We start from the raw sequence: 26,050 nt of genomic DNA, 5'->3' as shown, positions 1-26,050 counted from the left end.
GATTATTGTAACAAAATTTAAAAGGAAGAAGGCTTACTTTATGTAAGCGAAGGAGGAACAGGTGTCTTTGTCCCATTTGTATCTTTTGGAGGAATTTGATTTTTCTTTTTTGGTTTTTTGGTTTTCTTTTTCTTCTTTTCTTTCTTTTTCTTTTCTGGTTTGGAAATACCCTGTACCATAAAGCTGATAGGTTCTTTTGCCTGTTGCTGTAACAAAACCAATATCTTATCTTTTTGATGATAGACATCAAATACCTCTACATCTTTCATAATAGGATTTATCTCTACTCTCTCTTCTGAACCTAAAGGTAGATCGTAAGCATTTCCTTCTATCCTCACCAAGGTATTGTCTTTTTTCAATACAATCCAGCATACTTTTGCTACAGGCAATGCATAGAGAGAGTTTTTAGTCTGCTCCATACAAAGTCTGGTAAATTCATCTTTTTTAATAGTGATATTTCCATCAGAACTTAAAATGTCCAAATAGAGTGTTTGTGTGGCTTTACTTACTTTTTTTGCTTTTTCCAAATACTCAAAAAGGTGTTGATTGGAATCGCGAAGCATATCTACACTCTGGTAAAGTGCAGGAAGGATAATACCAAGAAGAGCGATGGAGACAAGCACCTCCATCAAAGTAAAAGCTTTTCGCTTAGCCATCCATTAATCCGACACGGATAGCTTCTTCATAACTTGTTTCACCCAACAGAAGCATTCCTTTAAGCTTATCTGCGATGGTTTTCATACCATTCTTTTTCATAAATTCTCTTATTTGATGATCATTAAACTCATCTTTCATCATCTCTTTTACCTTGTCATCTATGACAAAAAGTTCACCTATAGCCTGTCTGCCTTTGTAGCCGGTAAAATCACACTCCTTGCATCCTTTTGCTTGATAATAAATACCATCCAGAGGAAGCTCGATATCCTTCATCGTTGCAACAGGAAGTACAGCCGCCTCTTTACAATAAAAACAAAGCTTTCTTGTCAATCTCTGGGCAAGCACACCCAAAAGTGTTGAAGAGATGAGAAAATTTTCTATTCCCATATCTTTCAGACGACTCAATGCAGAGGTCGCATCATTGGTGTGCAGGGTAGAGAGGAGGAGATGTCCTGTCAGTGCTGAACGCAGAGCAATATCTGCAGTCTCAGAGTCACGGATCTCCCCTACCATGATGATATCAGGATCTTGTCTTAAGATAGAACGCAATCCTGCAGAAAAAGTCATGCCTACTTTCGTGTTTACTTGTATCTGAGAGATGTTATCTGCATTATACTCTACAGGATCCTCTACTGTGATGATATTTTTATCGGGTGTTGCAATATGCTGCAAACATGCATGAAGTGTGGTAGATTTACCAGATCCTGTTGGTCCGGTAACAAGTATCATACCATGGGCATGCTGTAGAAGTTTATACAAGTCTGCTGTTATCTCTCTCGTAAAACCTAACTCCTGTAGCGTAGGGATATGCTCACTCTCCATGAGTATCCTCATCACCACACGCTCACCATGATAAGTAGGAAGCACAGAAACCCTTACATCCAGTGTTTTCCCTGAGATACTGATCTGCGTACGTCCATCTTGAGGTACTCTTTTCTCTGAAATATCAAGACTGGAGATAACCTTGATACGGTTGATCACCAAAGCTACAATACTTTTTTCCAGATCGATATGTTTTTTAAGTGCACCGTCTATACGCAGCCTTACTTCACCTTTTTTCTCAGCACTCTCAATGTGAATATCACTTGCACCTTTTTTGATGGCTTGAAAAAAGAGAGAGTTTACCAGTTTAATGATAGGTGCAGACTCTTCACTGGAAAGCAGGTCTTGAGAATTACGGATGAACTCTAAAAGGTCAGACTCTACTTCTATAAGTTCCTCTGAAGCCGTTGACATCTCATCAAAGTCCGACCCTGTCTGTATCTCTAAAAACTTATTGTTAAGTCTTTCAAAACTCTCATCATCTACAAGGGTTATGGGGTAATCCAACGAAAGTTTTGATAAGTAGTTTAAAGCATCACCCAATGTCTCTTGCTGAACAATACACGTCTTCACACCCTCTACAGTACTAAAAAGCAGAGAGTGTTTGAGAGAGAGTTTATGGTTTAACTCTTCTTCCCATAAGGGTTCAAGATTCACATCCTGTAAGCGAGGGAACTGCATCAAAAATCCTCTGTTCCATTTAAGACATCAAGATTATTCGTATGTGTTCTTCGTATTCTCTGGCTTGCTGGAGCTCTACCCTCTGAATAAGAAACACCCGTTTCATTTTTGAGTGCTTTTTCCACAAGTTTATTATATCTTCTCTGAACCTCATCAAGTTCAGACAACATCTTTTTTAACTTTTGAAGGTCACCACTTCTTCTTACGATATAAGGGGTAAGATAGATCACTACATTCTGCTCTCGTTCTACATCTGAATTATGAGTGAACAGTAACTCTCCAAAAACCGGAATATCTCCTAAATATGGTACTTTTGTCACCCCTTTACCACCCACTCTTTTTATCAAGCCCCCTAAGATAATCGTCTCGCCATTTTTAACAATTGCATTTGTCTTCACTGTTCTTTTTGTTGTTGTTGGCCTGTCTGCTATTTGCTCTGAAGAGGGATCAATATCTTCAATCGTAGTTTCTACCTCTAACGTAACTTGATTATTACTTGAGAGTCTTGGCTTCACTTTCAAGGTAAGTCCAATGTCTTCTCTTGAGTAATTATTGACAACATTTGCAACACCTGTTGTAGCCTGCTGTGCTGTAGTCAAAATGGACATCGTCTGTCCTACATAGATCTCGGCCTCTTTGTTATTGGTACATAAGATAGAAGGTTCACTTAAGAGATGTGCTGCACCATTTCTTTGCAAGAGGTCAAGTTTTGCACCTAAAGCGAAGGCCTTATCAGTTGAATCAAATTTAAATGCTGGAGTAGTTGTCGTTCCTATAACATTTCCATTACTATCAGTAAGCGTTTCAGTTGTATTTTGATTTAGAAATCCCAAGAGAGCAGGAGACATTTGTAATGAAGATGCACCCATATTTGCTGCCATAGTAAAAAGACCGCTACTTGTAATAGTTCCGCCTTCCATACCATACTGCAACCCTATCTGTTCAGCCAAGTTCGTATCGACCTCAACAATCTTTGCTTTGACATATACCTGTACTTTGGGAATATCGATCCTTCTTACCGTATCTCTGATATTTTTCATTTGCTCTGCAGTGGCAAGAACAATTAAAGCATTTCTTTCTATATCTGAAACCACCATTGCTTTCGTCGGCTTCACACCTTTTTTGGTCGGCTTGTCTGGAGTCATATTATTCATTTGAGAGATCAATTGACTCATGATCTTTTCCATCTCTTCCACATTTGAATTTTTAAGTCGGAGCACATACATTTGCTGTGTAGTACTCTCACCTTTTGTGTCAAGTTTTTTAATATATTTGATCATTCTATTGTTATTCTCTGATTTACCTACCAAAATGATGGAGTTGGTTGCCTCATCTTTAAAAATGTCTACCTTTTCACTCTCTATGGTTTGAGGAAAAAGTTTTTTTGACATACTTTGAGCATTGGTAAAGACATCTTTCACACTGGAATTCTTAAGCTTTAAGATAACAGATCTTTTTACACCTCTCTTCTCTACGGCATTAATGACTTTAGAGATAGAGCGTAACGTTCTAGGTCTTGCAGTAATGGCTAAAACGTTATTTTCTTTAAATGAGATCACTTTAGCATTTTTGTGCAGAAGTGGTTTGATCTTTGCACGGATGACCGCTGCATTGGAATTCTTAAGGGGGAACATTACTGTTTTCATTGTATCACCATCGATACTGCTGCTTACATCAAGTCCTTCTCCTGCAGCAGTTGCACCTTTAACCACCTTGTAGTATTCACCTTGGTCAACCAAAGTTAAACCTTTTCCGCTAAGGATAGAGTTGGCTAACGGTATCAATGAACTTTTTTTGATAGGTGTTGTAGAAACAAAGTTTATCTTCCCTTTTAGTTCACCCTCTATTAAGATATTTTTCTGTGTAATTTTAGAGACCATCTCTATAAAATCTTTTACGCTAAGGTTTCGGAAATTTACATCCACCTTCTCTTCTTCGGCATGTAGTCCTATGGACAAAACAAGCAATATGCTCAAAACTATTTTAGTTAATTTCATATTCTAACTCCATTTCTTCTTTTCCTCTTGTGATTGTTATGCTAAGACCATCCATTTTGTCAATATTTTTATAGATATTCATTGCAACATTATAGCTGGTTATCTCTTGTCCGTTGATGGACTTGATCACATCACCTCTTCGTAATCCCAATTTTGCAAAATGACTGTTTTTACGAACAAAAGTAACACGGAAACCTTTAAGCTCTTTACCTACTTTTTGTTCAACAATACCTATATTTTTCGTGATCTCTTCCATGTTCTCTGCATAATGTTCTACTAAACTTTTATCTACGATCCTATGGTCACCCGCATCAACAATATCCCCTTCTACTTTAGAGGATGAAGATCGCGTTCCAGTAGAGGCAGGAACACTTTTTATTCTACTGACACTTTTATCACCTTTTTTACTTTTAATGAGGCTTATTTGATACGTTTTAGCATTTTTACTAAATATAGCAAAATTATTGCCTGCTCCTTCCAGCATAAAACCATTGATCTCTTCCCCTCTGGAGAGCACTTTGGTTTTATTTTTATACAACACTGTTATAACCGTTACATCCGAGGCATTATAAATAGCTAAAAGTTCAATATCTTTTATACTTCCTTGCGGCTTGACAGGACGTGTAGGTTTTTGTTTATCCGGAGCAGGAGCTTCATTGGGTGTCAATTTTGCTCTGTAGTAAAGCGCTTTACTGCTTTTTTCTTCCGTATGTTCCACACCACTTGAAGGAAGCCATACCAGCTCGACAACAAACCATAACAGCTTAATGATAAGCAAAAGAATCAAAAGTGACAGAAGCCCTTTGAATATATGTGGCTTAAAAAGATGTTTCATAGTACCATCCTTTCTCGTCTTTTTTAAGCTGTGGCTTTATCATCTTTATCTCTTTGGTCTCAGTAAAGTTTATATGGAGCTTTCGTTCTTTCATATCCACACTGCCATCAATCACACCAAAACTGCCTTCTGCATGTACAGATGCATCAAAAGGAGAAAGAATAGTATAAGATAAAATAGCTTTATCCGTTTGTTGTGGTACCATCGCCTTTAATGCATCATCCAACAAGAGTGTATCAAGTTCAACTTTTGTATAAAAAAGCAGCGTAAAAAGAGTAAGCTCTTCAATGGTTGCTATCTTGATCCCCTTTATATACACAGAGGCCTGATTCAAGGTCAAAGAAAACACTCCTTCCTCTATGCTTTTTTCATTTATCTCCATCTCTTGTTTCGCAAGCTCTTTTTCCAATGCATAGTAGATCTCTTGTTTGGGCATGAAGATCAACAGTGCAAACCAAGTTATGAACAGTGTTATAAAAATCTTTTTTACCATTTGCATTTGAACTCCACATGATACGTTGAACCTGTCTTTTCTATATCTAACTGTATGATCACTACTGCAAGACTTAAGATCTTAGAGATAAGTTTGTTTAACTCTTTTGAACTCAGTTCCTCATAGACTGCTGTAACTTTTCTACTTTTTTTGCTCCACTTGACTTTTGACGATGGGATAAGTTCTTTTAGTTTTTCTACTTTTTTAGGTATTTTTTTATCTGCCCATATCTTTTTAAGTGCAACGATCTCTTTAAACTCACTTACCGCATACTTGCTACTTGCTGTCCCCTCTGCCTGAGAAGAGATCTGTCCATTTTTATACAGAAATGCCGCAAGCATTAAAAGAAATGCCAAGAGTACTACTAATTCATTTTGATATCGTTTTAAGCTCATAGCGTTCCCTCTATCTGTACATCATTGTTGCCTGCACCCTTTGATGTACGGAACTTCTCTTTTTTTGCCAATTCTTTCAAACGTTTAGCCACTTTGGCATCACTACAGGAAAACTGTGCCTTAAAGCCCTTGTCATTTAAACTGAATGAGGTGAAAGTAACCCCTTTGAAGATCATTCCGGCAAGTGATTTTACTACTTCTCTTTTTTTTCGTTCTGCAACATCAATCGTTTTATATTTTGTAGCGATATTCTCTCTTTGCATTTTACTTTGCAAAGAGGGATACGCTTCCAAGAGCCGCTGCATCTCCTCTTCGCCGGCCTTTGAATCATGACCATAACGCCAGCCCTCTACAAAAAACATCCCTGCAAAAAGTGTAAAGACTGCTGCTACTGCTATGGCTTGCTTCATACTCAAAAGAGACCCATACGCCCCTTGCAGAGTAACACCTGTTTTGGGGGCGAACCTATCGTTAAAAAGGAATGATTTTGTCTCTTCTCTCAGTGCTGCCTGAGGCACAACAACAACCGTATCATCCAAAGTTACAAGTGCTTCTTTTGTTCCTAAGAAAACCGGGTCGATGAAGGAGGAAGGTGATTGCTGGGCAAAAAAGAGTTTAGATACTTGTTCAAGCTTTATCCCCTTGGAAAGAAGGAAAGCGCTGATCTTTTCTTCATCATAAGCGATAAACACCCAGTTCTCATCTTCTTTAAATACAAAATACTCATAAGATCTACCCGCTTCGAGTAAACCATCGAAAAGAGAGGGTGCTATGCGTTTTGCCTGATAGAGATACTTTACGGGAAGTGCCTCTTTTTTAAGTGTATAAAACTGTGGTGTAAGCATAATGTTGACACTCTCTGACAAAGAGATATCTTCCATTGATGCATGTACTAACAGCAGCTGTTTATTGCTTCCCATAAAATTCAAAATTTTTTACCTCTCCTTGAATATCTACAAATGTAAATCTAAATCTTTCATCTGCATGTCCATACTGCACATCACACTCTGATTCTGCCAAAAAATCTTCTGTAAAAAGTTTTTGCTCATACGTTCCACCCATATTTTGAACAAATGTCTTAAGATTGCTCTCCCCTTCTATCCACTCTTCTTTAACCGTAGCAAAGTCTATGTCAAAAAGCAAGGCAATGAGTTCTGCCGAAATATAATCACCATCTATCACCTTTGCCGTAGAGCTAAATACAAAAAGTTTCGCCCAGGGTACACGGCTTACCTTTTGATCATCAACTTCAAGCTGGTATCTACTGATAATACCCTCAAATTGTTTATACGATATAATACCGTTTTTTTGACGAAGTCTGCTTTGTTCTTTTTGGACAAACTTCCCTTTACCGCCTATCTCCTCAACTAACATCTCTTGCAGTCTTCCCGCATCTTCCAAATTATATGTTTGTGAGATAGTATCAAATAGATTTTGTGCTGCATTATACTGCTCTAGCATTTCTTGACTATTACCCAACCCTAACCAGTTGACATTGACCCCGTTGGCCAAAGGGCGACACTTGAGCAGTATAGAAAATCTACCATCAGGGGAAGCGAGAGGCAGGGGCATTAAATAGAGCGTAGTATAGAGTGTTTTTTTCTTTTTAAAACTTTTAAATGTCTTTGCGATATCTGCGTAGTAAAGGTTTCCCTGTATCAATGCTTTTGTTGTCTCTGCATCTTTTCTTACTTCATCAAAATAACTGAGCAGTATTCCTGTCAAAGCAATGATCACGGCCAGTACAGATAAAGTAATGAAAAGAGCAAACCCTTTTCTATGCGGGACTCTTCTGTGTATGGTATATTTGGGTTTATCCATTTAAAAGCTCTATTAAAGTAAAATCTATATTCGAAATATTATTATACCAAAGCAAACCAAGGATAAATATGAAAGAACTAAATAAGATAAAAACAGCACATTTAAGAGCAGGGTTTTCCCTTATAGAATTGCTCATTGTTATCGTCATTCTAGGTGGTCTTGTAGCTGTCGTTGCCCCAGGACTTATGGACTCTGCAGATCAGGCAAAAAGAGACACCGTGTGCCTCAAGATGAATGACCTCAAAAAGAGACTTGATATGTTTAAACTCGATAATGGTGTTTACCCGGATACAGAAGAAGGTTTTGAAGCACTCACGAGTAATCCAGATGTAGATAAATATCCTAATTATCGTGCAAAACCCTACCTTAAAAAATTACCAAAAGACTCATGGAAAACACCTTTTGTTTATTTGAACAAAGGTTCAGAAGTTGAGATCATCAGCTTCGCAGCAGACAGAAAAGAGGGTGGGGAAGAGAGTGATTCAGATATATTATTCAGTGATTGCAATAAATAATATTTTTCATGTCCAAACAAAAAATAGACAGAATGCATAAAGGGTTCTCTCTTATAGAACTTCTTGTTGTGATCGTTATCATCTCGATCGTCTATTTTTTAGGGTTTAGCGGGGTGGAGATGGGGAAACAAAAACCCAAAGCACTTACCTCACTCAACCTCAAATCCACTATTATGAAATCAGACCTGTTCACAGAAGAAGCTACCCTGCTCTGCATAGATAAATGTCGTTCCTGTTACTTGCGACAAGGGGTAGACTCTGCCTTTCAAGCCTATGAACACAGTATAGACCTAAAAGATACAAAAGCATATACTTTGGATGCCAGAGAGTCTCTGCTTCATATGGAGTATGGACGCTATCAGGACAGAGATATCTGCCTGATGCTTGACTTCTATAAAAATGGAAGCAGCACACAGATCATTTTGAAAAATGAAAGTGGCGTCTATTTCCTGCCTGCTTTTTTTGGAACACCTCAAAAAGTAGACTCACTCGAAGATGCTAAAGATCTTTGGCTTAAAAACAGTGATCTTGCATCAAACAGTGGAGACTTCTATTGAAAATGTTACCTTCTGTGAAAACTTTACGTCCTGCATTTACTATTATTGAGATCATCATCTCCGTCATCATTATCTCTGTTTCCATCATTTATGTACTCAAACTACACAGCCAAAACCATGCACATATCGTTTATCTCTCCGAGAGGAACAAACTCTCTTTACAGGACTCACTTTTCTTGACAGATGATGTCATCAAGTACCACAAAGACAAAAAAGACGCCTATGAAGTACTACGCAAATATTTTAAAGTAAAAGAGTCAAAAAGCAGAGAACTTCTAAAAAAGAATAGTAGAGATTTTTTTATCCCCGAACCTCTCAATCTCTTACCTGCTGAAGGATACGGACCTACTGCTATTGTAGATGAAATTAAAATTAAAGATAAATATTCTTCTTCTTATTTCCGTTTTAAGATCAGTAATTTTTAACCCGAATCATGCAATAAAAAATGGTAAAGAGTATCGCTAAAAAAGAAAATAAAGAGCTATAAACCGTTTCATGCGCTACTATAGCAGGATACTGCTTAACCTACTTCCACAAACAAAAGCTAAAAAAGTTATAATACTATCAATTCACTGCAAGGACATATGAAACGAATGCTTTTTAAGTACAAAGGTTTTGATAAAACAGGTAAAACAGTAAAAGGTACAGTTACAGCCAGCTCTGCCGAAGAAGCTGGACAAAAACTTCGTACTCAGAACATTTACTATGAATCTCTTACTCCTACAAAAGAGTTTTCTCTGGAAGCCTTTTCCAAACGTCAGATGCCGGGGGAGCTACTTGCTACTTTTTCAAAAGAACTCTCCTCTTATCTTAACTCCGGCATGACGATACTGACTGCCATAAAACTACTTGAAAATCAGCATGAAGGGGAAAAAAAGTATGTCTCTTTTCTCAACTCCATCAAAACCATGATAGACGAAGGAAAATCTCTTTATATTGCCCTCAACACACAAAAAGTCTATGCCATGCCGGAGTTTTTCATACAGAGTCTAAACATAGCAGGACAAAGTGGAAAAATGGTAGAGGTACTTACCAATATGGGGAACTTCTTCTCTGCACAGAATAAAGTAAAAAAGCAAGTCAAGGGTGCTATGGTTTACCCTACTATCATCTTTACCGTTGCTATTGCGATGACCTCTTTTCTTATCGCTTTTGTAGTCCCAAAAATTACTGAAATTTTTGAAGATACTGACCAAGAGCTTCCTCCCATTACACAGTTTGTACTGAGTATAAGCGATTTTCTGACTACCTATTATATACATCTTATAGTAGGTATCCTCCTTTTTATTGTGCTTTTTAAACTGGCTTATTCAAAAGTAGATTCGTTTCATATACTTATAGATGGCTGGTTACTCAAAGTACCTATTCTGGGAACACTTATCCAAAATCATGAACTGGGAAGATTTTCCTATATCCTCTCTTTGATGCTTAGTTCCGGAGTTGCCTATGCACAGGCAGTGAAACTCTCTACTGCATCGTTTGCCAACTATAAACTCATAGATCTTTTTGAAAAAGCCTCAACCAAAGTCCTTGAAGGGAATAAGCTTTCAAATGCCCTGCAACTTGCAAAAGGCGTGAAACTCAAGCGTAACTTTATGCAGTCTCTTGCTTTAGGTGAAGAGTCAAGCGAAGTTGCAAATATTTTAGATAATATTTCACATCTTTATGCTGAAGAGAATGAAGACAAACTCAAACTTTTACTCTCTATGATAGAACCTTTTATGATGCTTTTTATCGGTGTGGTTGTGGGAGTCATCGTGTCTGCGATGCTACTACCGATCTTCACCATGACACAAGGCTTATCGTAGCACATGTTCACAATATACAAACAAGGAAAAACAATGATAAAAAAACTAACACTTACCGCACTTCTAACTGCAAGCACACTTTATGCCGACACTATTATAGGAGGAGAGATCTCTCTTGGAATGTATAGTCATTCACCCAGTGGCAGTGCTTCCTATACCCTTCCTTTCGAGCTGAGCAATCCGGCAGTAGATATCGAAGATGATCTGGGATGGGACACAGAACAGGATATTATTTTTAAAGCTTACTTTGAGCATCCTGTTCCTTTGTTCCCGAATGTAAAAGTTGCTTATAGCGGTTTATCTCATTCCGGGCAAGGAATTGTTGAAGGATTCTCATGGGGTGGTATCATCGATCTGAATGGAGAGATAGATACTTCACTTGACACCCAGATGTATGATCTTACGCTTTATTATGAGCTTTTAGATAATGTGGTTGAGATTGATGCCGGCCTCACACTAAGATATCTTGATGGAGATATAGCAGTCAGGACTCTTGCTAATTTTGATCTTCCTCTTCTTCCTTCGATTTCTGCAGAATTGATCAATGAATCTACGAACTTTGACCTATGGATCCCTATGCTTTACGGGAAAGCAAGATTCAATATTCCAAGTACTGATATCAGTCTACAATTAGAGGCCAATGCCATTAGCTACGAAGAGACTACCTTCTATGACTACGAACTTAGTGTACGCTATACACTGGCTATGGGTCTTGGACTGGAAGGTGGTTACAAATCTATCCACCTAGACAGTGAAGATCTCTATAGTGGTCTTGTTCTAGACATGGATTCTGCCGGACCTTATGCTGCGATTGTCTGGAATTTCTAATGGCAAAAAAACGATTTCGTGATGTAAAGCAAGGAAAAGGAAAAGAGAGTGTCATAGAAGAAGTCTCTTCTGCAAACAAGTGGGATTATGCTTCCAGCGGAAGTAAAATTAAAGCTTTTCTTACCGATGCATTTATGCTTGTCATGCCTATCATGTATGTCGTTTTTTATCTTATCATGGGCGGGCGTGAAGGGTTTGCTGACCATAAAGCAATGGGATGGATTTACATCTTGGTACCGCTTGTGATAGTACAAACCATTTTTATGTTTAAAACAGGTCAAACACCCGGTTATCGTGCGTATAAACTTACACTGATAGATGATACCACAGGAGAGAAACCATCATTTTTTATTACACTCTTTAGAAACCTTTGTGCCGTTTTATCTCTGTTTACTCTCTTTGGCTGGGTGATGATGTTCTTTAGAAAAGACAGTAAAACACTGCATGATCTTTTAAGCCGTACAGCCGTTATTTACAAAAGTGAAATCATAAAAAATGACAAAACGCCTACATAACAAGTCTGCTTTTTTCTCCCCTCTTTTGGGAGCTTACTATTTCTTTTACTTTGCACTTGTGGGAGTGTATGTCATCTTTATGCCAAAAGCCTTACTTGAGTTAGGCTACTCTACTGTTGAAGTCGGTATCATTTATGCAGCTGCTCCTTTTATGCGTTTTTTACTCCCTTTTGTTTTTCGTCACTATCTGGCTCTTACCTCTAAAGTCTATCTGCTTTCACTCCTCTTCACCTTTATAGGGACACTTCTTTTTATAAACAGTGTTGAGAGTTTTTGGGGCTATCTTCTTGCCAATTTACTTTTTGGTGCAGCCATGGGTATCTCTTTACCTTATATAGAAACTATTGCTCTTGCCTCTTTGTCCAAAAGTCATTATGGGAAAGTACGTCTTTGGGGTTCTTTGGGGTTTATGGGGATTGCTTTATGGTTAGGCAAAGTACTTGAGACACCGTATGAAGCACTCTATTACCTAAGTGCTATGGCATTTTTGACCTTGGTCTTTGGTGCTCTTTTGACAAAGTATGATACTACTTCACATGAATCAGCACAAGATGATGCCAGCTTTTCACTTACAAAATATTGGGCATTTTGGACTTCTATCTTCTTAATGCAAGTAGGATTTGGAGGCTTTTATAACTTCTTTACCATTTATGAAACCTCTCACGGTATCTCTCTTGAGATGACAAGCTGGATGTGGAGTTTCGGTGTTATTTGTGAAATAGTCATGCTCTACTTTCAAGGGCCTCTCCTACAAAGAAACCTACTGAATATCTTGCAATTTGCCACACTTGTCACTGCCTTCCGCTGGATGATGCTCTACCTTTTTCCAGACTCGGTGACACTCACTTTTGCATCTCAGTCTCTGCATGCCATCAGTTTTGCCCTTTACCATACGGCAGCCATCACCTATGTTTTTTCACTCTATACCCAGAAAAAACTTGCCCAACAGTTCTTCCTGGGTATCGCTTTTGGACTGGGTGGTTCAGTAGGTGCTGTACTCTCCGGACAGATCTATGGAGAAAAGATGTTTTTGATAGAGGCTATTATCACTTTTATGGCATTTGTGGTATTGTGGGTGCATCAAAAACGTAAAGAGGCGATAGTATGAAATATGATATGACAGCCATCATCTTTGCTGGGGGGAAAAGCTCTCGGATGGGTAAAGACAAGGCACTGCTTCCTTTTGCCGGGTATAACACTCTGAGTGAATTTCAGTACCATAAACTCAGTTCCCTTTTTGACAAAGTCTATATCTCTTCCAAAGAGGATAAGTTTGATTTTGCTGCTGCAGTCATTACAGACCGATATGAAGAGAGTTCACCTTTGGTAGGTATCATCTCCATCTTTGAAGCACTGGAAGTAGATGAAGTCTTTATACTCAGTGTCGATGCTCCCTTTGTAAATGAAGAAGTGATAGAAAAACTGTTAAACTATGAAGAGGAGTTTGATGCCATCATTGCCAAAAGCACCAGTGGAGCACAACCACTTTGTGGTGTATATAGACGTTCCATTTTGCCCTTGGCAGAAAAGCATTTAAAAGAGGGGAATCATAGGCTAACCCATCTACTTAAAAAAGCACATACTCAGTTTATATCTTTTGAAGATGATGCACCTTTCACAAATTTGAATCACCCTCATGAGTATGAACAGGCAATGAAGAGTTTTATTTTGCCTTAAAGCTCATTTTGTTTTCACTATCAAGCATTTGCATCATTAGCTTTTTCGAGAAAAAGAGAAATTTCTCAAACAATGTACTATGATACTTATCTTTATGATATATCATCAAAAAGTCTCTTTTACAATCAAAGTTTTTCACATCTACTTGATATAGCTTGCCCTCTTTTATCTCATTTTCTACAGAAATTTTTGAGATACAGGTCAAACATTCACGGTTCATCAAAATACTTTTGATAGACTCCGTATGCCCTAATTCAAAAAAGATATTTAGATCATCCACTTTTTCTTTAATGTAATTCAAAAAGACTTCCCTTGTCCCAGAACCCTCTTCTCTAAGTACCCATCTTTTCTCAGCCAATTCATCTATGTAACAGGACTTACATAGATTTTTGTCTGCTGTTACAACTAGAAGCTCATCCACTCCTATCTTCTCTTTGATGATATCTGAACCAGAGACAAATCCTTCCACAAAACCCACATCAATGCTTCCATCTTGGATCATCTGTGTGATCTCTTTCGTATTTCCCTCTTTAAGAGTGATCTTTACATCAGGATAAGAGCTCATATAGCTACAAATGATAGAAGGCATCAAATAATCTACGATCGTAGTACTTGCTCCCACACGGATCATCCCTTTATTTTCTGAGTTTTTAAATTCATACTCTATATCTGAGAGTTTTTTAAAGATAGGATCTATCTCCTTGTAGAAGGCACGTCCTACTTCATTGAGTACGAGCTTTTTATTGATCCTGTCAAAAACAGGCCGTCCCAAAATATTTTCCAACTCTTTAATGGACATGGAAATAGCAGACTGGCTTAACTTCATATCTTTAGCTACATTGGTTAAGTGACCTGATACCACGACATTAAGAAAGATTTGCATTTGTCTAAGGGTTAATTTCATGTTCTCTCTTTTATTCATAAAACTTATGATTATTCTTTATTTTATTTATTTTGGTATTATATCAAAAATATAGTAGAATTTCACAATTATTATCAATTATTTTGAAGGAATACTATGCCATTCTCTCCTGCTAAACGTAAAGGGACACTCAGCGGTATCTTTTTTGTTGCCATTTTTGCTGCCGCAGCAACCTATATTGCTGACCTTACTCCCGTCAAAGCACTGGGACTTTCTCCTTTGGTTATCGGTATTGTTATGGGTATTTTTTATGCAAATACTTTACATAATCAGACTCCAGAGGCATGGCAAGGCGGTATCACATTCTCTGGAAAGAAAATTTTACGTTTTGCCATCGTATTTTATGGTTTTAGAATTACCTTTCAGCAAATTGCTGAAGTAGGTATGGATGGATTTTTGGTTTCACTCATTATGCTTACAAGCACTCTCATACTGGGTTCATGGGTAGGAACAAAATTATTTGGTATGGAAAAAGACACTTCTATACTCACAGCATCTGGTGCAGCGGTCTGTGGTGCCGCAGCAGTACTTGCAACAGAACCTGTACTTAAAGCAGAAGAGTACAAAACAGCTATTGCAGTCTCTATGGTCGTACTCTTTGGAACCATCTCTATGTTCCTCTACCCTGTACTCTATACCACCATTTTTGAAAATGCTTCAGGCTTTTTACATATGACTGCAAGAGAGTTCGGTATTTATGTTGGTGGCACTATACATGAAGTTGCACAAGTAGTTGCAGTCCCTGCTTCTATTCCTGGTTCTCCAGAAGAGATGGCTAACGCTGCGGTTATTGTCAAAATGACTCGTGTCATTATGATTGCTCCTATGCTTATTGTATTGGGGCTCTACCTAGCATATAGTGCAAAAAATGAGGGTGACGATACAAACAGTAAAATGAAACTTGTTATCCCTTGGTTTGCTGTTTATTTTATAGGTGTAGCCGGATTTAACTCGCTACATCTTGTAGCACAAAACATCGTTGATATCATCAATGAAATAGATACATTCTTACTTACTATGGCAATGACTGCTCTTGGAATGGGAACTGTATTTGCTAAATTTAAAGGTCTTGGACTAGCACCAATTTACACAGCTACAACCATGTTTGCCTGGCTTGTAGTTGGCGGTTTTGTTGTGACTAAATTGGTGGTAGAAGTATTTTAATACAACTCTACTTCCTTCTCCTGTAACTCAAGGCCTCGAAGAGGTCTGACTTTTCTATCTTCTCATGTGTATTAAGATCAGCAATAGTCCTGCCTATCTTTTTGACCGATGCAATACTTCTATGCGAAAGTCCAAATTTGCCAATAGCCCCTTCCAATATCTTACTGGCATCCATACTTAACACACAATACGTCTCTATCTCTTCTTCACTCAATTTTCCGTTCAACCTTTGCTGTCCTCTTTGCTTTTGCATTTTAAAAGCTTTTATGACTTCATCATGCATCTGTTTGGAAGTCACGTCTCCCTTATCAGAACTACTCACCTCCTGCATCACTACAAAAAGATCTATACGATCTAAAAAAGGATCAGAGAGTTTATTTTGATAGCGTTTTATCTCTACTTCACTGCAACGACATGATTTTACTTTGGAGAGTAAATTTCCACAAGGACAAGGATTTTGCGCAGCTACGAACATGATGTCCGCTTCGTACTCTATTTTAGCATTTACTCTTGCTATGTGTACCTTTTTATCTTGCAGAGGTTCTCTAAGTGCTTCAAGTACAGCCTTTGAAAAGTGTGGTAGCTCATCGAAAAACAGAATGCCTTTATGTGCCAATGCCACTTCTCCTATTTTTGCTGTCGTTGACCCACCACCAAAGATCGAAGCAGAAGTTGCAGTATGATGAGGAGACCTTATGGGACGCAAAGCAGCAAAGTTCGGTGTCACACCATCCAAGAACTGATGTTTTGCTATAGAGAGTATCTCTTCTTCAAACAATGGAGGCAAGATGTCTTTGATACGTTTGGCGATCATACTTTTACCGCATCCCGGATTTCCTTCCATCAAAAAATTATGCATCCCTGCTGCTGCGATAAGAGAAGCCCTCTTGGCTATAGACTGTCCCTTTACATCTAAAAAATCACTCTCGTACTTTCTTTCAAAATAGTAAGGTATCTCTTGCAGAGTAAAACTTTCTGCCTCATAAGAGAATGCCTGTACATTGGCTTTGAAGCTTTTACTCTTAAGTATCTGTATTGCTTCACTTAAGGTATCTACAGCGATAAAATCTACCCCAGAAATATGACTCAAATAAGTAATTGATTCTCTAGGAACAATAGCTCTTTTGATAAACCCCTTCTCTTTAAGAGACAAGACCAAAGGAAACAGCATAGAGCTCGTTTTCACTTTTCCATCCAGTCCCAACTCACCAAACACAAAAAGCCCTTCTTCGTCTATGGTCGTTTTGTTCAGTGCAATAAGAAGCGCCAAAGAGAGATCAAAATGAGTACCCGATTTTTTCAGATCTGATGGAGAAAGATTTACCGTTATTTTTAAAGGAGGAAAAACAAACTCATTGGTGAGCAGTGCTGATTTTGTTCGTTCTTTTGACTCCTGTATGTCATTACTTGCTAGCCCAACCACAGAAAATCCGGGCAAACCTTTCGTAAAAGTAGCTTCTACTTCTATAACCTTGGCATTGACTCCTTCAAGGGTTGCACAAGTCAGTCTGTTTACAATAGCTTGTTTTTTCTCTTTTTGTTTTACTCTTTTGTTCGCTGGTGGAAGACTACCACTATATAAAGTGTGCAATATAAGCCTAAATATAGGGCTTTGTAGGCTTTAATGTTTGCTTGGGTGTCCGTTTAGGTGTCCGTTTTTACCTGAAAAGTAGATATTATTTCCTAAAGCTAATTGCTGAAGCTTGAGTATCAATAATGTTTTTCTCTAATTTATCAATGTCTTGTACCTTTAGAGTATTCTGTTAAACTTCCTGTATGAAAATATTACTATTTACACTACTACTATCAGCACCACTTTTTGCAGTAACTGCTACAGAGCCAAATAAGACGCCTTCACTTATGGAATGTGAAATGATAATTGAGATGTTCAATTTTAGCATTGATCAGGGTAACCCATTAACAAAAGAACAGATCAATGGCGTAATAGAGGCTTGTGATGGTCAGGTGAAGCATCAGAAGACAGTAGACACTATGAAAAAGCTTTTAGGGACTATCTAATCCAATATCCTCTTCTATCTGCTGTTCCAACCTCTTTCATTGTCAGCATTGAAGTAGATCATGAAGGCTATTGAAGTCCCTTCCTCTCAGCCATAAAATACTTCAAATATCAAATACTCCCCTAAATAACGTTACTTTATTCACCCTTTAAGGTTTCTGTATTTCCATAGAATCACATGAGAATCACAAGCAGAAGAAAAAAGTCCATATAATTACACTAAATCACACTTTCACTTCATTATATAAATGTAAGGTATCCATACTGATCTACTGCCTAGATTTAACATTTAAATATTACTTTGTAATAGAATAAGCTATTATATTAATCAACTAGGTATTTTTTTTGAGTAAAATATTTTCTAATAATATTTTAGTATTGTAAAATTAATTGGTAAGATTAGTGTTAACTTACATACGATGGATTTAGAGAAGTACAAATAGGAAACTTTTGATTGTGCTTGTTAAAAAAGGAGGATTGAATGAAAAAAGAAGATTTGAAATCTTATATAGAAATTTTAAATAAAAACTATTCCCCAAAGGAGGATTTTATTTTTTCTCGTGCAATAACTGATGAAGATTTTTTATTAGAATGTATTAATCTTGATTCAAAAATAAAAAATAAACTTTTTTATAGTGCTACAATGAGACCTGGCATTAGATTTGTTAGTTTTCTTCAAAACCATTATACGCAAAATGAAATTATAGAACTTTGGAAAAGTATAAACTCTAATATTATACCATCTAAAATAGTACAATCTACAAGTCGTGCTTTCTCTAGATTGAGGAGTGAAACAGTTTCTGAAAACTTTAAAAAAGTAGATATGAATTTTATAGATTTATATAATGAATTTATCAGATTGAAATCAATTGAAAAACGTTATCCGATAGATTCTTTAGAAATTCCGTATAAAGCAGTTAATAATATATTCTATTAAGTTGAATATGTTAAAAAAGGAAAAGAATGAATATTGAAGAATTACTAAAAAATAAAGATTGGCAAACTTTTAATTTAAAAATGACACAGTCTGGTTTTAGTAGCTTCAGTAGTGAAGTAATATCTTTGAAGCAAATAAAACCACAAGTTTATGTTCATGTGTGTATTGATAATGTTCTACATAATGAAGTATTGAGAATTGGAAAAGCTACAAATGGTATAGTTGACAGATGGATTAAAAGTAGCTCTGGACATGGAAGTACATTTTTATGGTCTATAGGAGAATCTGAAAGATACAAAAGTTTTGCAAAAAAATATCCAAATTATCTAATATTTTTTGCAGGTCTTACAGAATTAAATACAAAGTTATATGTTTTTACTTGTGTGTCCAAAGAAGAAATGAATGATATTGAAAAAGAACTTATTAGATATTTCAATCCTATTTGGGAAAAATATAAAAAATCAATTAAAGATTATTTTCAAATAAATCCAAATATTCAAGAGCTAATTATACCGTGTGGTGGTGCAATTAAAACAATAGATAATCAAAGAAAAAAACCATTTTCAGACAACAAAAATATACCAGATACTATAAACTTTCATAGTAATACCACATGGTAAACTACAATTAAATAGATAACAAAACTTAGGAGAGAAACAAGTGTGAAATGCAGAAATTCCAAGCTTCTAAGGGTGATTGGGTGTTGTTTTTCTGTTCATTTTGGCGTTCATCTGCTGTTCGATTTCTTGATCTATCAACGCTCTAACCGTATTTTAGGTGTTTCCTTTTTGTTCACTTTTATTTATATGTAACTTTACCATTGATATAGCCCTTATTATGTTAACAGACTAGACATATTGGAAATATTTTTTCTGAAAATGATTAGTTGGTCCAATAATTAGTATATAATATATCTACAATCATTACAAAAGGAATAACCATGAAGATATTAATCTTGAGTTTTTTTATACTTAGTGGTATTACAAATGCCGATGAAATTTTATATTCGTGTAGCCAAGCAAAGACAGAGCTATTTGACCTAGAGAAAGAATCAAGTGATGGCTACAAAAAAGGTAGTATGACAATAGACATTATTATCAAGGATAAAAAAGTATACGTGAAGAGCAATACTAGCGAATCAGAATTACTATATTTAGGTAATACCTCAAGCCCTCAGTTTTTAGAAAAAGTATCTTCAGGTCATTTTGTTCTTTATTCAGTGCATGAGAAATCAAAGGTTATGACTATCCAAAAATCATATAGTATGATTGGGCATCCCATAATGGTTAATAGTTATTTACGCTGTAGATAACTATTATTTTAAATCAATAAAAACCTATCTATTTTCATCTATATCAAGACATTCTTGATATACTCTTAATACTGAAATATCGTAATAAAAGGACATTATGTTCCTTGAATAAATAGTTATCTTAATGCAGGAAAATAAATGACAATACAAAACAGTATCATAAAGACTTTGAACGATATAAATGAACCTATCAATATTACAGAAATTTATGAGCATATTAATAAATAAAGATTATTACAAATTTAATGCCAATAATCCTAAGTATGCAATTTCTCCTGAGTTGACTAAATTATTTAAAAATAATAAGATTAAAAGAAATAAAGGAGATAATAATGTATTTTTATATTATTTATAAATCTTATGAATTATAATACAGTATTAAAATATATACCAACTATATTAACTATTTTAGGTACAGTATTATTTTTAAGTGGGTGTGCAGACCAGCCTTCACCAAGGGGTGGAGATGAAAATGGTTTTTTTATGGGATTATTTCATGGAATAATAATGCCATTTAGTTTAATTGGAAGCTTTATTTGGAACGATGTAAGAATTTATGCTTTCCCAAATGCTGGAATAATGTATGATGTAGGTTATGTTATTGGAGTAGTAGCATTATTTGGAAGTGGAAAAAGATAACAAATCGGAGGAGAGAAACGAGGCTATACTGCAAAAATTTCGGTCTTTTAAGTGTCGCATAAAGAAACTTGAAAGTTGAATAGTTAAGTACGAAATATCGCCATCGTTCCTCACCTCAAACGTTATATACAAAAACTGGAGTACATAAATGCAAGAATCACTATTATCACATATCGCAAGTAATTTTATAAAAGAATATGAGAATGTTGCCAATAGCAGTATTGCTTATTTACTCAATAAATATTTATCAGCGCGGACTGTATTAAAGTCTAGACTAAATACTAATGACATACCAAGTCATTATGAAACCGAATTATCGACAAAATCAAATGGGAGATTAGATATAGTTGGAAAAGATGCTAATGGCAATGTTAGTTTAATTATTGAGGGAAAGTTTTGGGCAAACTTAACGGACAATCAACCAGTAAATTATTTAAAAGAATTGGACGAAAATGGTAAGCTACTATTTCTTGCTCCAGACAGAAGGCTTTCATCTCTAAAAATTGAAATAAACAAAAGAACAAATGATGAGAGAGTAAGTTATCTCTCATGGAATGAACTTTTAATTCTAATCGAACAAGAAAATAATAAAAATTATGATGCAAATTTAGCTTCAGATTTAACCCAGTTGAAAGAACTTTGTCAAAAAATGGATGAAGAGGGTATGCCACCTATAAGTCAATCAGACCTTGATCCGATGAATGGAAAAATTGCTTACCAATTTGCTGATTTAATAGATGACTGCAATAGACTTTTCAGAAACTTGCCAGATTATAATTTTGAGAGATTAAAAACGACAAGTTCAAAAGATGGTTATGGATTTTATTTTAAAGCCTTTGGATTTGGTTGTCAATTGTGTTTCTCAAGTTATGACTGGTTTGCCAAAGATAGTCATACTCCTTATTGGCTTTATTTATGGGATGAAGCATTTGAAGAAGATAAAAAAATATATCATTTTCTAAATATTTTTGATACTGAAAACTCTTATAATGATTATGCTTCGTATGGCATATTACTTCAAACTGGTATGGATAAAAATCAAATTGTTAATCACATTGAACAAACCGTACGAGAAGTTTTAATATATTTGAATGAAAATATACAGAAGAGTTAATATGAAGACTGTACCAGCCAACTTACAAACCTTTATAGAAAAATCAGCTTGGACATTTGCAAAAACCTATGCTGAAACATGGCCTCATGAGTACATTGTGCAAGAACAAGTGGATAATGAATTATTTGTGGAACTAGCAAATTATATTGACACTAATGGTTATGCTGATTATTTTTATAAAAAAGAGATGATTTATTTTGATTTTAACGGATATGCTTATTGGCATATGGAAAATATTATAAATAGATGCGTTTTAGCAGATACATATCATCAAAGAAAAATAGACGGTAGACTACCAAATATATAACAAAACTTTGGAATGATTATTTTCATTTCATATCCTGTATATTTTATAAGAAATTATACCCATTTATATATCCCTATAAAGAGAAATGTGTACTAATGGTAGTTAATAGCTAGGAACAGGATTTACCCTGCAATCATAGTTACCTTTAATATTGTGATTGTAGTATCTGCCAAGTGATGGAGATTGCTGCCATTGTGTAACAATACTGCTTGGAATTGAGCAGTAGTGATAATATGTATTTTTTAGACGAACCAATAGATATTTATTACTCTCATCATAATATATATTTTTAACAAGTGAAGAGTTCTTGAGATTTATCTTTTGAAAATGTCCATTATCTACATCAACAGAACCTCTATACTTTACATAGATATTATTCGCAAAAGCTCCTATGCTTATTCCTGATAGTAGTATTACTGCAAGTAGTACGCTTTTCATTTATTTCCCTTTCCTATTTTTCTTTAAGCTTAATAATATCTTCCTTGACTGTATGCTTGGCTATCGATTAGATATTTTAACATTCAATTTCACCATAATCGTCACTATACATATGTACGGAACACTGATTTTCTATAATACGAAAATCACTATCTGAACATTCAAATTCACCATTCTCTTTATCTGAGAAATAAACTTCACATTTTGCTAGAGGATTAAATTTATTTCCAGAACAGTCTAGTTCACCATATGATTCTGAATATTTATAAACTTCACATTCATTTTCAATATCTCTTAAAGAGAAATTATAGTTACCAATTTTTCCGATTGAACCAGAAAATAATTGTTGTGTACTAATCAATGCAATAATTAATCCAAGTAGTCTTTTTTTCATTTGTAATCCTTGACCGCATAAGATGATACAAGTATGACAGACTTTTGAAATTATGGCAAGGTCATATTTTAGAGTTTACCATCCCTCCACTTCTTCTATCTCTAACCTTTCATCTATCAACGGGTGGATGGCAGCAAAAAATAGAGTTAAAAAGTTTAGTTCATAATATTAACATACCGTTAATATAGATTATGTACAATACTTTCATAGCAATCAAGATTATATAAAACTAATTAAACTTTAACTCCTTTAAAAATTTACCTTGATTGCTGAAACCAAGTATGATAGTTTACTCCCTTGTCTATCATGCTTGGTTATTTATCAAAAACTCCCCCCCACCATCTCCAACCTCTTTCTAAATCTCATTTAAGAAACAACTTCCCCACATACTAATAAGAGCAATAATATATTGTATGATATGCTATTAATAAGTAAACTATCTTTCATGCAAGGGATAAAAATGGAGTTTTGGTTATATGTAGTTGGTGGTTTTATATTATTTGCTAAGTCACTAGATTTTTTTGATAGTAAAAAAGAGAACCTAAGCCTAAAGAAAGAAGTACAAAATTTTAAAGAAGATATAGCAACTCTAAATAAAGAGAAAATTGAGGCTAAAGCTATAATTGATAAATATCAGAGTCTTTTTAATGAAACGCTAGATCATCTAATGAAAGAATCTGTATTGTTACCTAGTTTAACTAGATGGACTAATAAACTACAAGAATATCAAGATGAAAAAATTGTTAATCACCTAAGAAGAAAAAAGAGACCTGCACGTAAAGCATCAGAAGAAGTAAAAATTGCTAGAGCTAAAGCGAGAGAATACAAAAATGAAGTGGAAGTAGCCCGTAATAGTGTAGAGTTATACGAAGCACTAGCTCCTTGGATAACTAATTTTACTGATTATTCTCTAGAAGATATGCTTTCTTCATTAAGAGAAGAACAGGAAAGAACTAAATCACAAGACGATGAACATGATCCTGTATCTAAATATCTTACCAAATTGGAATGGCAAAAATTAACTGTTTCAGAAAGAAATCAACTTGCACTTGATAGGTACAATAATCCACGTAGAAAAAGGTCTCTGTGGCGAATAGGTATAGCATATGAAAGATTCATTGGATATGAATTTGAAAAACAAGGCAATAAAGTGGAGTATTATGGTGCAATACATGGGAAACAAGATTTAGGTATTGACCTTGTGTGTGAAAATGAAAAAGTCATTTATATTGTACAATGCAAAAGATTATCAAGGGTAAAAGAAATACCAGTAAGGGAAAATATCATTGCCCAAATCTATGGGGCTGCACAACTATACAAGATGAGAAACGAAGTTACAAAAAGCGTTATTCCTGTAATTGTTACAAGCTATGAATTGTCTGAAGAAGCAAAATCTTTTGCACAATTTCTTAATGTTCGAGTACTTAGCAATTATGAACTTGCTGAGTATCCAATGATAAAATGTAATATCTCACGTGAAGCAGATAAAAAAATCTACCATCTTCCAATGGATCAGCAATATGACAAAGTTATTATTGGTGATAATGAAGGTGAGTTTTATGCTGCTACGGTTGCAGAAGCAGAAGAAAAAGGTTTTAGAAGAGCATATCGATGGAGAGGTAGCAATTGAAATTACTACATACTTAACGGTGTTTTATAGCTATTATTTTTTAATAGAACTCTTGTTATGTTAACCACCAAATCCCGTAAATAAAGCACTTTAAGTTTAAACGGGGAAATCCCAACCTTAAACGAAAAATCAAACCCCGTAAATAGGGGACTTTCTGTTTAAGAATTGGTATTTTTTGCTTCAAACCTTAAACCATTTTATTTCTCTTTTTATAGTGGTAGAAAATTCTTTTCGATACTAACTCTTACAAATAAAATAGACTACTTTATTTTTGAAAAGTCATTCACTATAACTCTCCGACCATTAAGCTCGTACTGCCCTTTTGATTTTTGGATCTTAAAGGAATATGTATCTCTGGTTTCTTTAATTTCAAAGCCAATCATATTATCTATTTCATTATTTGAAATAATCACAAAATCGTTGAAGTACCGATTTTTATCTTGTTGTCTTAATACAAAAATATAAAATGTTTTAGAATTATTATATCTATTGAAACTACTTTTTTTAATACTAAAATTATAAGGTTTGTTTCCTATTTCATTTGCTGTTTTAACCTGTATGTGAAAGTAATTTGTATCTTTTGCAGCGATAATATCAATGCCATGATCAACTGTAACCATGGCAGGATTGTACCCCCAATATAATAACTCACTAAAGACAGCATATTCTCCTGCTTTTCCTGTGTATAGTGTATTTATTGGTGTATTTATTACTGCTTTCTTTCCTGTCTTTTTCTTTGGTTTAAGCTTATACATTCCTGCTTTATGACCACCTTTACCATTAGGAATTCTTGCAAACTTACTACCCTTGGTTTTAGAAACATTTTTTGCCAATGAGGCTGCAACTTTCTTAGCTACACTTTCTAAATCATTACCCACACTACTATCTAAAATTATTATTTTTTCAGCTATTTTTTTATAGTGCATACCACCTTTTGTACCATTTAAAACGTCTTCGCATAATTTTAAAATATTTGCCATAATATACTCCTCATAACATAACAATATCTGTATTTTAACCTTATTTAGTAAAATATACCACCCTTATATCACCCTGCCTTGTTATTATCTTGCCACAGCAGAGAGTATTTGAAATAGGTTTTGAATGTTGAGTTTTGTCAAGTTTTTAATGTAAGGTTTTGATAGATTCTAACTAAGTAAGTATTACATTAGTTCAATGGCTTGATCTGTCTTAAGACTTTTGAAACGATAGCAGAAAACACAAAGAATTTTATTGATATACTTTCAAGTCCAAGGTGTTCAGGGTCTTTAAACAACCTTTTCCCGCCTTGGATATATCACACTACTTCAATGACTTGATCTGTCTTAACACTTTGATACTCACTCCAAGTGATAGTTTTTCTGTCAGGATCATTGACAACCGTAACATCTTCACCCTCTCCAAATACAACATAAAAAACTATTGGAGTATCTTCAATTTTGTTATGACAATTTGTAATACTTTTCAAGTTCTTATAGGTGTCGAATATTGTCTGTTCAATGGGTAACGAAACTCTCCCCCTCTCCTTATTGGTTTTATATTATTTAATCCAATATAAGCCAATTGGCAGAGTCA

Annotated in this window: 31 protein-coding genes; 17 read left to right on the top strand and 14 right to left on the bottom strand. The window is 35.3% G+C overall.

Annotated elements, in window-relative coordinates; all coding sequences use genetic code 11:
• Positions 1-38: 38 nt before the first annotated feature.
• Genes ACLHDG_RS00330 through ACLHDG_RS00295 form a run of 8 tightly spaced genes read right to left on the bottom strand, consistent with a single transcriptional unit; the run spans position 39 to position 7,701 of the window.
• Complete coding sequence (locus tag ACLHDG_RS00330) at positions 39-656, bottom strand: type II secretion system protein J (protein ID WP_415407010.1); 618 nt, start codon at positions 654-656, stop codon at positions 39-41.
• Positions 649-2,160: a GspE/PulE family protein gene (locus tag ACLHDG_RS00325; RefSeq protein WP_415407009.1), complete on the bottom strand. Its 1,512-nt coding sequence runs from the start codon at positions 2,158-2,160 to the stop codon at positions 649-651. The genes ACLHDG_RS00330 and ACLHDG_RS00325 overlap by 8 nt, the downstream gene beginning before the upstream one ends.
• A complete protein-coding gene (gene gspD / locus ACLHDG_RS00320; RefSeq protein ID WP_415407008.1) occupies positions 2,160-4,157 on the bottom strand; it encodes a type II secretion system secretin GspD in 1,998 nt (665 codons plus the stop codon). The genes ACLHDG_RS00325 and gspD overlap by 1 nt, the downstream gene beginning before the upstream one ends.
• Complete coding sequence (locus ACLHDG_RS00315) at positions 4,144-4,992, bottom strand: PDZ domain-containing protein (protein WP_415407007.1); 849 nt, start codon at positions 4,990-4,992, stop codon at positions 4,144-4,146. Before ACLHDG_RS00315 ends, gspD begins: the two co-directional genes overlap by 14 nt.
• Complete coding sequence (locus ACLHDG_RS00310; RefSeq protein ID WP_415407006.1) at positions 4,976-5,491, bottom strand: hypothetical protein; 516 nt, start codon at positions 5,489-5,491, stop codon at positions 4,976-4,978. The genes ACLHDG_RS00315 and ACLHDG_RS00310 overlap by 17 nt, the downstream gene beginning before the upstream one ends.
• The gene (locus ACLHDG_RS00305; protein ID WP_415407005.1) at positions 5,479-5,880 is read right to left on the bottom strand and encodes a hypothetical protein; all 402 of its coding nucleotides are present in this window, start codon (positions 5,878-5,880) and stop codon (positions 5,479-5,481) included. The genes ACLHDG_RS00310 and ACLHDG_RS00305 overlap by 13 nt, the downstream gene beginning before the upstream one ends.
• Positions 5,877-6,800 (bottom strand): hypothetical protein, encoded by a 924-nt coding sequence (locus ACLHDG_RS00300; protein WP_415407004.1) that lies wholly within the window; start codon positions 6,798-6,800, stop codon positions 5,877-5,879. Before ACLHDG_RS00300 ends, ACLHDG_RS00305 begins: the two co-directional genes overlap by 4 nt.
• Positions 6,787-7,701 carry a hypothetical protein gene (locus tag ACLHDG_RS00295; protein WP_415407003.1) on the bottom strand — a complete coding sequence of 305 codons (915 nt, stop codon included), beginning with the start codon at positions 7,699-7,701 and terminating at the stop codon, positions 6,787-6,789. Before ACLHDG_RS00295 ends, ACLHDG_RS00300 begins: the two co-directional genes overlap by 14 nt.
• A gap of 68 nt (positions 7,702-7,769) precedes the next feature.
• Between ACLHDG_RS00295 and gspG the strand changes: the two genes are divergently transcribed.
• From gspG to mobA, 8 genes are all read left to right on the top strand, one after another.
• Positions 7,770-8,216, top strand: a complete 447-nt coding sequence (gene gspG / locus ACLHDG_RS00290) for a type II secretion system major pseudopilin GspG (RefSeq protein ID WP_415407002.1) — start codon at positions 7,770-7,772, stop codon at positions 8,214-8,216.
• Positions 8,217-8,224: 8 nt separating this feature from the next.
• A complete protein-coding gene (locus ACLHDG_RS00285) occupies positions 8,225-8,773 on the top strand; it encodes a prepilin-type N-terminal cleavage/methylation domain-containing protein (protein ID WP_415407001.1) in 549 nt (182 codons plus the stop codon).
• Between the two features lie 2 nt (positions 8,774-8,775).
• Complete coding sequence (locus ACLHDG_RS00280; protein WP_415408348.1) at positions 8,776-9,198, top strand: hypothetical protein; 423 nt, start codon at positions 8,776-8,778, stop codon at positions 9,196-9,198.
• A 159-nt stretch (positions 9,199-9,357) separates the two neighbouring features.
• Positions 9,358-10,581 carry a type II secretion system F family protein gene (locus tag ACLHDG_RS00275; RefSeq protein WP_415407000.1) on the top strand — a complete coding sequence of 408 codons (1,224 nt, stop codon included), beginning with the start codon at positions 9,358-9,360 and terminating at the stop codon, positions 10,579-10,581.
• Positions 10,582-10,614: 33 nt separating this feature from the next.
• Entirely contained in the window at positions 10,615-11,409 is a 795-nt protein-coding gene (locus ACLHDG_RS00270) for a TIGR04219 family outer membrane beta-barrel protein (protein ID WP_415406999.1), read from the top strand.
• Positions 11,409-11,924 (top strand): RDD family protein, encoded by a 516-nt coding sequence (locus ACLHDG_RS00265; RefSeq protein ID WP_415406998.1) that lies wholly within the window; start codon positions 11,409-11,411, stop codon positions 11,922-11,924. The genes ACLHDG_RS00270 and ACLHDG_RS00265 overlap by 1 nt, the downstream gene beginning before the upstream one ends.
• Complete coding sequence (locus ACLHDG_RS00260; RefSeq protein ID WP_415406997.1) at positions 11,905-13,032, top strand: MFS transporter; 1,128 nt, start codon at positions 11,905-11,907, stop codon at positions 13,030-13,032. The genes ACLHDG_RS00265 and ACLHDG_RS00260 overlap by 20 nt, the downstream gene beginning before the upstream one ends.
• Complete coding sequence (gene mobA / locus ACLHDG_RS00255) at positions 13,029-13,601, top strand: molybdenum cofactor guanylyltransferase MobA (protein WP_415406996.1); 573 nt, start codon at positions 13,029-13,031, stop codon at positions 13,599-13,601. Before ACLHDG_RS00260 ends, mobA begins: the two co-directional genes overlap by 4 nt.
• Here the strand turns inward: mobA and ACLHDG_RS00250 are convergent.
• Positions 13,588-14,505, bottom strand: coding sequence for a LysR substrate-binding domain-containing protein (locus ACLHDG_RS00250; RefSeq protein ID WP_415406995.1), 918 nt, complete (start codon positions 14,503-14,505; stop codon positions 13,588-13,590). The genes mobA and ACLHDG_RS00250 overlap by 14 nt on opposite strands.
• Before the next feature lie 114 nt (positions 14,506-14,619).
• Here ACLHDG_RS00250 and ACLHDG_RS00245 point away from each other — a divergent pair, with 114 nt between their 5' ends.
• Positions 14,620-15,687 carry a YeiH family protein gene (locus ACLHDG_RS00245; RefSeq protein WP_415406994.1) on the top strand — a complete coding sequence of 356 codons (1,068 nt, stop codon included), beginning with the start codon at positions 14,620-14,622 and terminating at the stop codon, positions 15,685-15,687.
• Positions 15,688-15,694: 7 nt separating this feature from the next.
• On the opposite strand, the gene ACLHDG_RS00240 is transcribed toward ACLHDG_RS00245, so the two are convergent.
• Positions 15,695-17,278 carry a YifB family Mg chelatase-like AAA ATPase gene (locus ACLHDG_RS00240; RefSeq protein ID WP_415406993.1) on the bottom strand — a complete coding sequence of 528 codons (1,584 nt, stop codon included), beginning with the start codon at positions 17,276-17,278 and terminating at the stop codon, positions 15,695-15,697.
• Between the two features lie 185 nt (positions 17,279-17,463).
• Between ACLHDG_RS00240 and ACLHDG_RS00235 the strand changes: the two genes are divergently transcribed.
• The 7 genes from ACLHDG_RS00235 to ACLHDG_RS00205 all read left to right on the top strand — a co-directional run bounded on the left by ACLHDG_RS00235 (position 17,464) and on the right by ACLHDG_RS00205 (position 22,013).
• Positions 17,464-17,706 carry a hypothetical protein gene (locus tag ACLHDG_RS00235; protein WP_415406992.1) on the top strand — a complete coding sequence of 81 codons (243 nt, stop codon included), beginning with the start codon at positions 17,464-17,466 and terminating at the stop codon, positions 17,704-17,706.
• Positions 17,707-18,185: 479 nt separating this feature from the next.
• Complete coding sequence (locus ACLHDG_RS00230) at positions 18,186-18,641, top strand: hypothetical protein (RefSeq protein ID WP_415406991.1); 456 nt, start codon at positions 18,186-18,188, stop codon at positions 18,639-18,641.
• A 26-nt stretch (positions 18,642-18,667) separates the two neighbouring features.
• Positions 18,668-19,261 (top strand): hypothetical protein, encoded by a 594-nt coding sequence (locus ACLHDG_RS00225; RefSeq protein ID WP_415406990.1) that lies wholly within the window; start codon positions 18,668-18,670, stop codon positions 19,259-19,261.
• A gap of 320 nt (positions 19,262-19,581) precedes the next feature.
• Entirely contained in the window at positions 19,582-19,953 is a 372-nt protein-coding gene (locus tag ACLHDG_RS00220; protein WP_415406989.1) for a hypothetical protein, read from the top strand.
• Between the two features lie 360 nt (positions 19,954-20,313).
• The gene (locus ACLHDG_RS00215; RefSeq protein WP_415406988.1) at positions 20,314-20,592 is read left to right on the top strand and encodes a hypothetical protein; all 279 of its coding nucleotides are present in this window, start codon (positions 20,314-20,316) and stop codon (positions 20,590-20,592) included.
• Between the two features lie 148 nt (positions 20,593-20,740).
• A complete protein-coding gene (locus ACLHDG_RS00210; RefSeq protein WP_415406987.1) occupies positions 20,741-21,706 on the top strand; it encodes a PD-(D/E)XK nuclease family protein in 966 nt (321 codons plus the stop codon).
• A gap of 1 nt (position 21,707) precedes the next feature.
• A complete protein-coding gene (locus ACLHDG_RS00205; protein WP_415406986.1) occupies positions 21,708-22,013 on the top strand; it encodes a hypothetical protein in 306 nt (101 codons plus the stop codon).
• 102 nt (positions 22,014-22,115) lie between these two features.
• Here the strand turns inward: ACLHDG_RS00205 and ACLHDG_RS00200 are convergent, their stop codons facing one another.
• Together ACLHDG_RS00200 and ACLHDG_RS00195 are read right to left on the bottom strand one after the other, a co-directional pair.
• A complete protein-coding gene (locus tag ACLHDG_RS00200) occupies positions 22,116-22,451 on the bottom strand; it encodes a KTSC domain-containing protein (RefSeq protein ID WP_415406985.1) in 336 nt (111 codons plus the stop codon).
• 76 nt (positions 22,452-22,527) lie between these two features.
• On the bottom strand, positions 22,528-22,845 hold the full coding sequence (locus ACLHDG_RS00195; RefSeq protein WP_415406984.1) for a hypothetical protein: 318 nt from the start codon (positions 22,843-22,845) through the stop codon (positions 22,528-22,530).
• Positions 22,846-23,305: 460 nt separating this feature from the next.
• Between ACLHDG_RS00195 and ACLHDG_RS00190 the strand changes: the two genes are divergently transcribed.
• Positions 23,306-24,475 carry a restriction endonuclease gene (locus ACLHDG_RS00190; protein WP_415406983.1) on the top strand — a complete coding sequence of 390 codons (1,170 nt, stop codon included), beginning with the start codon at positions 23,306-23,308 and terminating at the stop codon, positions 24,473-24,475.
• Positions 24,476-24,735: 260 nt separating this feature from the next.
• On the opposite strand, the gene ACLHDG_RS00185 is transcribed toward ACLHDG_RS00190, so the two are convergent.
• Positions 24,736-25,455, bottom strand: a complete 720-nt coding sequence (locus ACLHDG_RS00185; RefSeq protein ID WP_415406982.1) for a hypothetical protein — start codon at positions 25,453-25,455, stop codon at positions 24,736-24,738.
• Between the two features lie 317 nt (positions 25,456-25,772).
• A complete protein-coding gene (locus ACLHDG_RS00180) occupies positions 25,773-25,943 on the bottom strand; it encodes a hypothetical protein (RefSeq protein ID WP_415406981.1) in 171 nt (56 codons plus the stop codon).
• Between the last annotated feature and the right edge of the window lie 107 nt (positions 25,944-26,050).

Source organism: Sulfurovum iocasae, assembly GCF_047716765.1.
Taxonomy (GTDB): domain Bacteria; phylum Campylobacterota; class Campylobacteria; order Campylobacterales; family Sulfurovaceae; genus Sulfurovum.
This window is presented reverse-complemented; position numbering and strand designations above follow the sequence as displayed.